Below are 12355 nucleotides of genomic sequence, written 5' to 3'. Positions count from 1 at the left end.
GGGATGTATATAACCGTTACAGTTTTTGAATCCAGACAGGAGTTGTCTGAGTCAGTAATGGTAACCCAGTAATCTCCTGGTTCCGAAACTTCGATAGTAGCAGTAGTTGCTCCTGTGCTCCACTCATAAGAGGCAGTGCCCTGTACGGTGGAAGAGGAAGCATCTAAAGTTATGGAAGTCATCTCACAAGTGAGTTCTTCGTTTCCAGTGATCTGAGCAACCACAGGAGTTACATCTTCAGTAACGCTTACTTCGGTTTCATCAGAACATTTGTTATCGCTATCGGTTACGATCACCCAGTAATCTCCTGGTTCCGAAACCTCGATAGTAGCAGTAGTTGCTCCGGTACTCCACTCATAAGAGGCAGTGCCCTGCACGGTGGAAGAGGAAGCGTCTAATGTTATAGAAGTCATCTCACAGGTTAGCTCCTGGTTTCCTGAGATTTCAGCAACCACAGGAGTTACATCTTCGGTTACGCTTACTTCGGTTTCATCGGAACATCCATTATCGCTGTCGGTTACGATCACCCAGTAGTCACCAGGTTCCGAAACTTCGATAGTAGCAGTAGTTGCTCCTGTACTCCACTGGTAAGTTGCTCCGGTACTCTGGTAATTTGCATCGCTCTGCACGGTGGAAGAAGAGGCATCTAAAGTTATGGAAGTCACCTCACAGGTGAGTTCTTCGTTTCCGGTGATTTGAGCATTTACAGGTTCAAAAATTGTAATACTTTCAGAGTAGGTGCTTTGAACACTTCCGTCATTTGAGGTGAGTACAACTTCATACAGATATTGACCAGGACCCGGGAATGTATAGCTGGGATTAGGATCTGTACTGGAATCTAATCCGCCAAAATCCCAGTGGTAAGAATAATTATCTACGTCTCCCCCGGTTGTTAGATTAGTGAAGTTAACGGTATAATCTTCACAGGATTGGGTATAATCGAAATTAGCTACTAAAGGTGTGCTAATTAACAGATCTACCGGGGAATTATAACATTGTGAATTGCGATTTTGTGGTTCACAAATTCTTGTCTTTGAATTGGTGTACCAATCCATATAAAGATTTTGTAATTCCAATTCTTTTCCCCATTCCCAGGTAAATGAACTTATTTGATGATAACCAGAAGGCGGGATAGGTTGGCCATTATACAAACATTGTTTTACCAAAGGTTGTGAGACCCCATCAACACTAATGTTATATTCCAAATAAAGAGAATAACCATTCCCTGAACTTCCTCCAAATTGAGCATATAAATATGCATCTACAGGTTGTCCTATTTGATAATTGGAATTAGGTTGTAACGGAACTCCGTTTTCATCTCCAAGATAAAAATCGTTTACGGTTACGTTATTACTATTACATTGAGCCTGCATCTGTAAAGAGCTGACTATAGTAAAAATTACAGTAAAAATGCTAAATAAGTTAAAACCCAACTTATTTGCCAGAGTAGTTTTCCAAATCATATTAGACATGTTTAGAATTAAGTTTATTCAATCATTTGTAGTGTTCTATTTACAGAACAACTCAATTATTAAGTAGGTGTAGGTCTAAAATGATTTGTAGGGGAAAAATCATTCATGTTCTCTTTGGGGAAAAACAATATTTAAATCTTGGGGATTTAATCAGAAAAGATAAACGATAAAATTAGGGGATTTTACCTATTGATTAATTGGGGTTAATCTTTTTTATTCATCATTTCTATGGTAAAATTATGGTAAATTCTACTTTAAAAAAGGAATTTCGTTTTTTTTAGATGTAAGGCAGAATTTAGTCGGTAAACAACTTATTTTCAATCCAAGATATACAAGAAAACAGGTATTTGTTTTAAAAAAACTTGATTATACTTTTATAACTTTTGGAAAATACAATAACTAGAAACCCGTAAAATTAACCAATAGCAGGAAGAAATAATTCAGACTAAAATTGAAGTTTAAAAAGCCTGAACTTCCAGTCAAATATAATAGCTGAAATTGTAAAATCGGAAAAAAAAAGCCATCCGGGAGATGGCTTTATAATAGAATTTCGGGTTTAGTTATTTGCGTTCATACATCAATAACCTGTGATCTTCGGTATTTACCAGAGGATGCTTTTTAAGGTTAATCTCGTAGATCCAACCTTCCTCTACGGTTTCAAAAATATCATATGCGTCGTTTTGATCGTAGCCTAATTCTTCCCTTGCATAATCTAACCAGGTCTTATAGGTTGGTACGTCCATTGGATTTTTATTGGTGGTTACTATTAAATAGTCTCCTTTAATTTCTACATTATAACGCGCACTTGGACTGTTTTTAAAGCTTCCAACCTCTTTCCAGGTTCCTTCATCCATTTTTGCAATACTTAACTTGCTTAGATCTTCAGGGTTAAAATCTACAGCATAGACTTCATGAGCCCGCCCATAGTTATCGGCATTTGTGAGTGCAGGAACAGTACAGCTACCTAAACTTAAAAAGATTACAAGGAGGAAAATATTTGTGAGAAAACTTCTTTTAATTGACGACGCAGAGCTAAGAAATGTCATTTTTGGAGGGGTTTTTAATATATTTTTGCCAGTTATACTTATTTGTAATTTTGCACAAAAATACGTGAAAGCTTCATTTGCTTGAATAAAAATCAAATATTTTGGATGTAATCGATATTTATTAGATAAAATGCAATGAAATATTAGGATAAGTGTTTTTTGTCGTAGTAATTTGCGTTTTGTGGATTATGTAATTTCCTAAAGCTGCAATTTGCTATAAAAACGGAGTGATTTTCATCAGATTACTATAAGTTCAGCGAAATTATCTTTCCGGCTTCTTGCTAAAACTTGTAAATTGCAGAAAAGCCCATATTATGCAAAAAGACCTTAAGCATTATCGCCAGTCTTATGAAAAGAGTGAACTGGCTCATGACAATTTACCATCTCAACCTTTAGCTTTATTTTCTGCCTGGTTTAAAGATGCTGAAGATCACCCTGAAATCGCAGAGCCCAATGCAATGAGCCTGGCCACAGTAGGGGAGGATATGACTCCCACATCCCGTGTAGTTCTTCTGAAATCATTTAGTTCGGACGGCTTCACCTTCTATACCAATTATAATTCTGAAAAAGGAAAAGATCTGGCCGAAAACCCCAAATTATGTATTAGCTTTTTTTGGCCGGCTCTTGAGCGGCAAGTGATTATTCAGGGCATAGCGGTTAAAACATCGGCTAAAGATTCGGATGAATATTTTAGAGTGCGACCTCGTGGAAGCCAATTGGGAGCCTGGGCTTCTCAACAGAGTCAGGAAATCCCCTCTCACCAGTATCTAATCGATGAAATGAAAAAATTGGAAGAAAAATTTAAGGCAGGTGAAATCCCCAGGCCTGGGCATTGGGGCGGATATTTGATAGAACCGTTTCATTTTGAATTCTGGCAGGGAAGAAGAAATCGCCTGCATGATCGGGTGCAGTATGAGAAAAATACAAATGGAGATTGGAAAATTAAACGTGTAGCACCATAATTATGAAAAGACTAACCTTAGTTCGGCATGGAAAATCATCCTGGAAGCACGATCTTCCGGATGATAAGAGACCTTTGAAAAAGCGCGCCTATCGTGATGGTGATGTTGTGAGTAGCATTTATAAAGAATTCTATTCCCCGGATGCTATGTTTTGGAGCAGCCATGCAGTAAGAGCTTTGGAAACCGCCAAGATGTTTAAAGACCAACTGGAGGTACCTGATGAAAATTTTAAGATAAAAGAATCTCTGTATACCTTTGATGAAGAGGATTTGCTGGAGATTATTAAATCCTGTGATAACAGCATAGAAAAATTGGTTGTCTTTGGTCACAATCCGGCAATGACCGGTCTTGTAAACCGACTTGGGGATAAAGGTCTGGATAATTTGCCTACTACGGGCCTTTGCGTTATAGATTTTGAAGTTGATTCCTGGAAGGATATTAAAAAAGGTAAAACCTTATTAACTTTAATTCCCAAGGAACTTCGATAATCTATGCCACAATACAAATATATAAACCGGGAACTTAGCTGGCTTCAGTTTAATGCAAGGGTTCTTCAAGAAGCTGAAGATGAAACTGTTCCTTTGATCGAGCGCTTGCGTTTCCTTGGGATTTTTTCTAATAATCTGGACGAATTTTTCAAGGTACGTTATGCTACAGTGAAGAGAATTGATCTTGCCGGAAAAGCAGGAAAAAGAGTTCTGGGAGGAATTAAGGCCAGTAAACTTCTGGAAAAAATAACTCAAATTGTTATTAAACAACAAGCTGAAAGTCTGGAAATCCTGGCTGATATTCAGGATCAATTAAAAGCCCATGATATTTACATTATTAATGAGAAACAGGTGTCTCAGTCTCAGCAGAAATTTCTCAAAGATTTTTTTCTCTCCAAAGTAAGTCCGGCCCTGGTTACAATTATCCTTAATGATCTTCCGGAAATTCCAAGCCTTAAAGATAGTGCAGCCTATCTTGCAGTGAAGATGGTGATGAAGGAGGAGAAATCCAGTCAAAAAATATCACAATTGCTGGATCAACAGGTTCAGGAGAAAAAATATGTGCTTATCGAAATTCCAAGGAGTATCGAAAGATTTGTCGTACTGCCGGAAGAAAATGGTAAACAATATATTATTTTGCTGGATGACCTTATAAGGTTTAATTTAGATACTATCTTCAATATTTTTGATTATGAAAGTATCTCAGCTCATATGATCAAGATTACCCGGGATGCCGAGCTTGATATTGATAGCGACCTTAGTAAGAGTTTTATTGAAAAGATTTCAAATAGTGTTAAGGATCGTATTAAAGGAGAACCTGTGCGCTTTGTTTATGATATGAATATTGCTGAAGATACACTCACCTATCTTCTTAATAAGATGGGTATTGATGCTTCAGATAGTATAATTCCTGGCGGCCGTTATCACAACCGGCGGGATTATATGAATTTCCCCAGCCTTGGAAGAAATGATCTTTTATATGAAGTAATCGAGCCTTTGCCTATCCCTGGTCTCTTCCTGCAAACCAGTCTCTTTAGTGGAATCGCGAAAAAAGATTTTCTGCTCTACACCCCTTACCAAAGTTTTGCTTATACCGTAAAATTTCTCCGTGAAGCAGCCCTGGATCCCAAGGTAAGGACAATTAAAATCACTATTTATCGGCTTGCGAAGATCTCCCATATAGCCAGTTCCCTTATTAATGCAGTTAAAAACGGCAAAAAGGTTACGGTACAGATTGAACTCCGGGCCAGGTTTGATGAAGTTGCCAATATTCGTTATGCGGAACAAATGCAGCAGGAAGGTGTTAACTTAATCTTTGGTGTTCCGGGATTAAAGGTACATTGTAAAACCTGTGTAATAGAGCGGGAAGAAGAAGGAAAATTGAAAAGATATGGATTTATAAGCACCGGGAATTTCAACGAATCTACTTCCAGATTATACACCGATTACACTCTGTTCACAGCCCATCCCGAAATTCTAAAGGAAGTTAATAAGGTCTTTGGTTTCTTTGAGATCAACTATAAGGTAAGCAAATATAAACATCTGATTATTTCCCCTCATTATACCCGGACTGCATTGGTAAAATTGATTCATACAGAAATCGAAAATGCAGAAAAGGGTAAAAAGGCAGAGATTAAGTTGAAGCTAAACAGCCTTTCAGATTATCCTATGATTAATAAACTCTACGAAGCCAGCCAGGCAGGAGTAAGGGTTAAATTAATAGTAAGGGGAATTTGTTGTCTTATTCCAGGAGTAAAAGGTTTGAGTGAAAATATTGAAGCTATTAGTATTGTAGATAAATTCCTGGAGCATCCGCGTGTCTTTATATTTGAAAATAATGGAGATCCCAGGGTTTACCTCTCTTCCGCGGATCTAATGACCCGAAACCTGGACAACCGGGTTGAGATTTCGTGTCCGGTTTATGATCAGGATATCAAGAGGGAAATTATGGAGACCTTTGATATTAGTTGGCAGGATAATGTTAAGGCGCGGGAACATTCCGAAAATCAGGATAATGCCTATCGCAAAAACGATAAACCACTTCTTAGATCTCAGTTTGCCTTATATGATTATTATTTAAAGAAAACACAAAACCCAGATTCATGATAACTCAGAAAAATTATGCTGCAATAGATATCGGTTCGAATGCTGTGAGATTATTGGTTTCAACGATCACTGAAAAGGAAGGAAAGGAAACCAGTTTTAGGAAAACTTCGTTGGTAAGGGTGCCCATTCGTCTTGGTGGCGATGTATTTGTTACTCAAAAAATCTCTGATTCCAATATCAACAGAATGGAGGATACCATGCAGGCCTTTAATTTATTGATGAAATCCCATGGGGTGGAGAAGTATAAGGCCTTTGCAACTTCGGCGATGAGAGAAGCCCGGAATGGAAAGGAAGTGGTAGAAAAAATAAAAGAGAGATCGGGGCTGGAGATTGAGATCATTGATGGTAATCATGAAGCGGCAATAATTGCAGCAACCGATCTTCATAATCTTATTCAAAACAATAAGAATTACCTCTATGTAGATGTGGGTGGGGGAAGTACAGAATATACTTTATATAGTAATGGGAAAAGTATCACTGCCAAGTCTTTTAAAGTAGGGACGGTTCGTTTGCTCAAAGACCTTGTGGAACATCAAACCTGGAATGAAATGGAAAACTGGGTAAAGGAAATCACTGCTAATTATAATGATATAGACCTTATTGGCTCCGGGGGAAACATCAATAATATCTTTAAGACAAGTGGAAAGAAAGAAGGTAAACCTCTTAGTCTTTCTTATTTGAAGAAGTATAATGATTTGCTTAATTCTTATACTTACGAGGAACGCATCACCGAACTGGAGCTTAAAAATGACAGGGCCGATGTGATTATTCCTGCTGCCAGGATATATTTAAACGCTATGAAGTGGGCTCGGGCAAACCAAATATATGTGCCAAAAATAGGTCTGGCCGATGGAATTATTAAATCTCTTTATAGGGAAGATAAGCGCAATTAACCATGAATAGTCTCGTCTTTGCCCAGGTCTTTCATTATTTGTGCTTCGTATTCAAGTAATTCCTGCCATTTTCGATCTACTTCATTTCTGTCTTCTCCATATTGTCGGGCGAATTTGAGAAACATAGTATAATGATTGGCTTCGCTTACCATTAAATTACGGTAAAATTCTGCAAGTTCTTTATCTTTTAGTTTTTCTGAAAGTAATCTGAACCGCTCGCAACTTCGAGCTTCTATAAGTCCGGCGATGAGTAGACGGTGAACCAGTTGAGTGCTTCGGCTACCGCCTTTCGGAAAAAAACCACGCAATTTAATTACATATTCATCTTTGCGCTCCCAACCAAGTTTCAGGCCGCGTTGCTGAAGTTTGTCATGCACCATCTTAAAATGTCCCATTTCTTCGCGGGCAAGCGCCGTCATTTCATTAACCAGCTCTGGGTATTCAGGGAAAGTTACAATAAGAGAAATTGCTGTAGAAGCCGCTTTTTGTTCGCAATAAGCATGGTCTACAAGAATCTCTTCGATATTCTTTTCTGCTATATTTGCCCATCGCGGGTCTGTGGGTAGTTTTAGTCCTAACATAATTATACGTCTAAATCAAAGGTGCTTCTTAATTTATCGAGCAGTGGATTTTTTTCTTTCAATTTGTTATATTTCTCAATCGGGGTAAAGGCAAAAGATTTGGCCTTTGTTTCATTCACCTTGACAACCAGGCTAATTTCAGTGTTTTGAAGTTTCTTTTTCAAAAAACCCATCAATTTGTTTTTCTCTTTCTCTAGGTCAATCTTCATACCTTCATTAGGCATTTCCAATACAATTTCTAGTCCGTCTAAACTCGGAAGGTCTGTTTCAAGAATGGAAGCCAGTATTTTTTCTCCCCGCTGTTTTAATCGATGTACATACTCGTCCCAGGCGGCATGTAACTGCGTCTCATTGAATTCCTGGGTTAACTTTTCGGATTTTTTAGGGGCATTTTCCTGTTGCTTGGCTTCCAGCTCTTTTTTCTTCCGGATACTTTTTAGGGAAAGTCCGGATACTTTTTCCTTCTGTAAACCATTATTATTTAAACCGGATTTAGGTTGAGCGGCAGATTCAACAGAGGTATCAGGTTTCTTGTCATTATCTTCTTCCGGGGAAGCTTCTTCAGAATTATTCAAATCTAGATTTTCTTCTGAAACCTCTGCTGCAGGAACATCTTCAGAATAATACTTTTTATTATTGTCGCTCACACAATGCCCATCTATCCCATCGGTGTTTGCCTGGGGAGAGGGGAGCTGGGATTCCTGCGGGGCGGCCGGAGCTTCTTCCTGGTGTTCATTTTCTCTAACCAACGCTTTTTCTTCCGTAGAAAGCTCTACAGAGGCTTTTTCATAGTAAGTTGCAGGGATTATTGGCTGTTCAAACTTTTTTTTTTCTCCATTAAAAGTGATGGAGGCGAGTTGCATAAGACAAAGTTCTATCAGCAGTCGCTGGTTCTGACTGTTCTTGTACTTTAAATCACAATCATTGGCAAGATCAATGGCCTTAATAAGAAAGGGATGACTGGTTTTATTAGCCTGCTCAAAGTAACGGGTTTTGGTTTGTTCGCCTACTTCCAGCAATTGTATAGTTTTTTGATCTTTACAAACCAATAGATTTCTAAAATGAGAAGCGAGGCCCATGATAAAATGATGACCGTCAAAACCGCTGGACAAGATCTCGTTGTATGTGACCAACAGGCCTGGAATATCATTTTCCAGAATAAGATCGGTAACCTTCATGTAGGTGTCGTAATCTAAAACGTTAAGGTTTTCGGTTACAGCCTGCCGGGTAAGGTCTTTTCCACTAAAACTTACTACACGATCATAGATGGAGAGTGCATCCCGCATTGCACCATCAGCTTTCTGAGCGATGATGTGCAGCGCATCTTCTTCGGCATTTACTCCTTCCTGTTCTGCAATATAGGCCAGGTAATTTTTAGCATCGGTAACGGTGATGCGTTTAAAATCGAAGATCTGGCAACGTGAAAGAATGGTGGGTATTATTTTATGCTTTTCGGTAGTGGCAAGAATAAAAATGGCGTGCTTCGGCGGTTCTTCCAGGGTTTTCAAAAAAGCATTGAAAGCCGATTGGGATAGCATATGCACCTCATCAATAATATACACCTTATAATTTCCAACCTGTGGTGGAATACGAACCTGGTCGATAAGGTTCCTAATATCGTCTACAGAGTTATTAGAGGCGGCATCGAGTTCAAAAATATTGAATGCAAAATCTTCATCGGGACTTTGGGTGCCATCCTGATTGATCATCTTAGAAAGAATACGGGCACAGGTGGTTTTACCCACCCCACGAGGTCCTGTAAATAATAAGGCTTGTGCAAGATGATTGTTTTCAATAGCATTTTTTAAAGTATTGGTAATAGCCTGTTGGCCCACCACATCTCTGAAGCTTTGTGGTCTGTATTTTCTTGCCGATACTATAAAATGTTCCATCGAAATTATTTGAACAACAAATATAAAAATAGCCGGCTTAAGTCCTAGAATCATAAGCTATATTTTTAATTTTCCGGCATAAAAAATGAATTGGATTAACAGAATTATAAAAGCAAGGAATTTAGATTATCTTTGCAGCTTAAAGTAGGCCGCCTTATCGCTGTTCCTTTAGAGGGATGGAGGAAAGTCCGGACACCACAGGGCAGCATAGTGGGTAACGCCCACCGGTCCCTTTCCGATAGCTATCGGGTTAGGGATTAGGACAAGTGCAGCAGAAAGGATGTACAGGTAATGCTGTAGTGAAATCAGGTAAACTCTATGCGGTGCAATGCCATGTATACCGGTGCTTGCAGACGGCCCGTCTGCTACCGGAGGGTAGGCAGCTCAAGGTTTTTGGTAACAAAAACTTCAGATAAATGATAAGGGAATCGTGGTTTTTCCACGGTTAACAGAATCCGGCTTACAGGCCTGCTTTATTTTTTATTAAACTTTTTGACCAGGTTATGGCCTCTTCCATATTGTTAAAAATATCAAAAGGGACGGGTGAAAATTGTTTTTCGAAATGAGCGGTTTTTTGCCCCATTAGGTCCTTGCATATAATGGCGATGCCGGCTAGTTCTTTGAAGTCTTTTAACCCGAAATAAATAATGGGGTTTACATTGTAGGCCAACTTGCGGTTAGAAATATATACAAATGGCCGAAAATCAAAAACTACCTTACATATCCTTAAAATTTGTTCCACGTGGTAATCTTCAAAGATTACATCTTCCTTTACATTTGAGATCACATGATTGCTATAAAACTGAAGGCTGGTGTCCTTAAGCTCTATAGTTTTTAACAAAGATTCCATAGAATTTTGAATTTACTCAAAGAAGCTAAAGACCGAACTTCCGTATTTTCTGGATTCTTTAAAATGCTCCAAATCTGAAAGGTCTGTATGCTTTGAGTGTTCTAATATAAGAAACCCGCCTTCCTGGAGGAGCTCTTTTTCGAAAATAAGATGAGTAATTTTCTGAAAAGCTTCCGGTTCAAAATCGTAAGGAGGATCAGCAAAGATAATATCTGCCTTTATTGGGGCTTTTTCAAGATACTTATAAACATCGCTTTTTATCACATGAATGTTCATATCGAGTTCGGTAGAAGTCTTTTTTATAAACTTTACGCAATCAAAATTCTCGTCCACCGCAGTGATGGCAGAAGCACCACGGGAGGCAAACTCATAGGCGATATTTCCAGTCCCGGAAAACAGGTCCAGGATCTGAAGCCCATTCATATTAAAGCGATTATTCAGAATATTGAATAAAGCCTCCTTGGCCATATCTGTAGTGGGCCGCACGGGTAATTTTTTGGGAGCGATTAATCTTTTTCCTTTGTTTTTTCCTGAAATGATTCGCATTAGAATGAATTTAAAAGAACAAATTCAGCTTCAGCTTGCTGCTTTTCTTCAGGTTTGCTGAAAGTGTTTTTTGTGCTTTGTTCTGAAAGGCTTATATTCTTAATATAGTTGTAAGCAAGTTGATAGAGCTCTGATTCTTCAGAAATATTTCCGAGAATTTGAAGATCAAGTTTTTCGGGGTCAAGCTTTAGTTGTTCCGCAGTAAAAAGGAGATAATAAAGAAAGTCTTCCGGGGTTTCATACTGGAAGCTGTTGCAGAAGATTAACTTAGCTTCTTCAATAACGACCAGGTCGTAGTTGCCAGATTTATTATAAAGGTAAACCCGCGTGGAATTGCTTTTTTCTCTTTTTAGTAAATTTTCCAGTAAAACTGAAATGCTGTGTTTATATTCAAATTCGCCATACTTGTCAAAGAAATAATTGATAATATTGGCGTAGGGAATATAAACACAAACAGCCCCGGCACTGTGTATGGCATCGTGAGCTATAAAATCTGTTTTGAGTATCCTTGTATTGAATTTAAGATAATTTGAAGCCTGTTCTTCATTAAATAGTTTAATAGGAACAAGGGTGTAGAGATGATTGTCAAAGATCAGGCTTATTTCCCTTACGTTTTGCTGAAGCGCCTTTTCATTTTCATATTCCTTATCTATTTTCTGAAGAATCTTTACCGGATCGAGTTGGCGATCAAAACTTAGTTTCTTAAAAAAAACGAATTCCTTCGTTGTGGTATCCTGGATACAAAAAGAAAGTCCATCCAGGCTAACCTGGATGGACAGTTTTAAGTTTGATTGAAATTCTTTATTCGTCACCATAAATTTTTGGCCAGTTTCCAGTGGTTTTGATCTCTTCCATAGAGCCCACCCTTATGTAACGGCCGTTCACATCGTCTACCGACTGAATTTCGTTTTCCTGAAGAATAAGATCTCTATCCTGATCGGCAAGGATTACGCTTTTAGCAACCTTTGCTTCAAACACGGGAATGTCTCTGTCACCTTTTTTCATGGTCCCTGCTTCAAGTTCAAATTTTGCGTCTACACCTTCTACGGGTACATTCATCATGTTGGTATATCGCTCGCGGTCTCCTTTAAATAGAGAGTCTTTTACAGACACGAAGCCCAGAGTATCAATAATTACTTTTTCAAGGTATTGATCTACTCCATAGGTTCTTTTGTACTCCTCATCTAGAATGGTTGTATCCCTCCTTTGAGTAATTGCGAATTCAGCGGTGTCTAAAAATTGTACCAGCTTATCGAAATCTCCTTCAAATTGTCCGGTAACTTCCTTGTAGGCAAGTTCTGCCTCTCGGATATCCTTTAGGTTTTCAATTACTTTGGCGTAGCGTTTTTGTTTAACCTTGTTGAACTGAATTGGTTGATAAACCGCATCAAAAGTAAGGTAGGCCAGACCAATGATCACCACCCAAAGAAGTAATTGAATTGCAAGTCTCATGCTTTCGTATTTTTTAAGATAATATTAGTGTTTCACGACAAATCTACAATTTTTTTTTATTCGTAAA

The 12355-nt window shown here is 38.4% G+C and carries 11 protein-coding genes and 1 other RNA gene; 5 read left to right on the top strand and 7 right to left on the bottom strand.

All coding sequences use genetic code 11. The annotated features are described in order from the left end of the window. Together VIM94_RS04355 and VIM94_RS04350 are read right to left on the bottom strand one after the other, a co-directional pair. Positions 1 to 1463: PKD domain-containing protein (locus tag VIM94_RS04355; RefSeq protein ID WP_332038065.1), on the bottom strand; the 1463-nt coding region annotated here is incomplete at its 3' end. A 569-nt stretch (positions 1464 to 2032) separates the two neighbouring features. Continuing rightward, complete coding sequence (locus VIM94_RS04350) at positions 2033 to 2518, bottom strand: hypothetical protein (RefSeq protein WP_332038064.1); 486 nt, start codon at positions 2516 to 2518, stop codon at positions 2033 to 2035. A gap of 314 nt (positions 2519 to 2832) precedes the next feature. Between VIM94_RS04350 and pdxH the strand changes: the two genes are divergently transcribed. Genes pdxH through VIM94_RS04330 form a run of 4 tightly spaced genes read left to right on the top strand, consistent with a single transcriptional unit; the run spans position 2833 to position 6967 of the window. Beyond that, a complete protein-coding gene (pdxH, locus tag VIM94_RS04345; RefSeq protein WP_332038063.1) occupies positions 2833 to 3480 on the top strand; it encodes a pyridoxamine 5'-phosphate oxidase in 648 nt (215 codons plus the stop codon). Positions 3481 to 3482: 2 nt separating this feature from the next. Further along, a complete protein-coding gene (locus tag VIM94_RS04340; protein ID WP_332038062.1) occupies positions 3483 to 3968 on the top strand; it encodes a SixA phosphatase family protein in 486 nt (161 codons plus the stop codon). Positions 3969 to 3971: 3 nt separating this feature from the next. Continuing rightward, a complete protein-coding gene (gene ppk1, locus VIM94_RS04335; protein WP_332038061.1) occupies positions 3972 to 6074 on the top strand; it encodes a polyphosphate kinase 1 in 2103 nt (700 codons plus the stop codon). After that, positions 6071 to 6967: an exopolyphosphatase gene (locus VIM94_RS04330; protein ID WP_332038060.1), complete on the top strand. Its 897-nt coding sequence runs from the start codon at positions 6071 to 6073 to the stop codon at positions 6965 to 6967. The genes ppk1 and VIM94_RS04330 overlap by 4 nt, the downstream gene beginning before the upstream one ends. Here VIM94_RS04330 and VIM94_RS04325 read toward each other — a convergent pair. Next, positions 6964 to 7548, bottom strand: coding sequence for a tRNA-(ms[2]io[6]A)-hydroxylase (locus tag VIM94_RS04325; protein ID WP_332038059.1), 585 nt, complete (start codon positions 7546 to 7548; stop codon positions 6964 to 6966). The two genes, VIM94_RS04330 and VIM94_RS04325, sit on opposite strands and share 4 nt — an antisense overlap. A gap of 2 nt (positions 7549 to 7550) precedes the next feature. Further along, positions 7551 to 9440 (bottom strand): DNA polymerase III subunit gamma/tau, encoded by a 1890-nt coding sequence (locus VIM94_RS04320; protein WP_332038058.1) that lies wholly within the window; start codon positions 9438 to 9440, stop codon positions 7551 to 7553. Between the two features lie 141 nt (positions 9441 to 9581). Between VIM94_RS04320 and rnpB the strand changes: the two genes are divergently transcribed. Further along, positions 9582 to 9919: RNase P RNA component class A (gene rnpB, locus VIM94_RS04315), an RNA gene on the top strand. 383 nt (positions 9920 to 10302) lie between these two features. Here rnpB and VIM94_RS04310 read toward each other — a convergent pair. From VIM94_RS04310 to VIM94_RS04300, 3 genes are read right to left on the bottom strand one after another with little or no spacing between them, the layout of a single operon-like run. Then, positions 10303 to 10836 (bottom strand): RsmD family RNA methyltransferase, encoded by a 534-nt coding sequence (locus VIM94_RS04310; protein ID WP_332038057.1) that lies wholly within the window; start codon positions 10834 to 10836, stop codon positions 10303 to 10305. Then, positions 10836 to 11651, bottom strand: coding sequence for a DUF3822 family protein (locus tag VIM94_RS04305; protein ID WP_332038056.1), 816 nt, complete (start codon positions 11649 to 11651; stop codon positions 10836 to 10838). Before VIM94_RS04305 ends, VIM94_RS04310 begins: the two co-directional genes overlap by 1 nt. Then, entirely contained in the window at positions 11638 to 12288 is a 651-nt protein-coding gene (locus VIM94_RS04300; protein WP_332038055.1) for a hypothetical protein, read from the bottom strand. Before VIM94_RS04300 ends, VIM94_RS04305 begins: the two co-directional genes overlap by 14 nt. Between the last annotated feature and the right edge of the window lie 67 nt (positions 12289 to 12355).

The sequence above is a fragment of the Salegentibacter sp. genome (assembly GCF_036568425.1).
In the GTDB taxonomy this organism is placed as follows: Bacteria; Bacteroidota; Bacteroidia; order Flavobacteriales; family Flavobacteriaceae; genus Salegentibacter.
The sequence above is the reverse complement of the archived record's forward strand: the minus strand, read 5'-3'. Positions and strand labels throughout refer to the sequence as shown.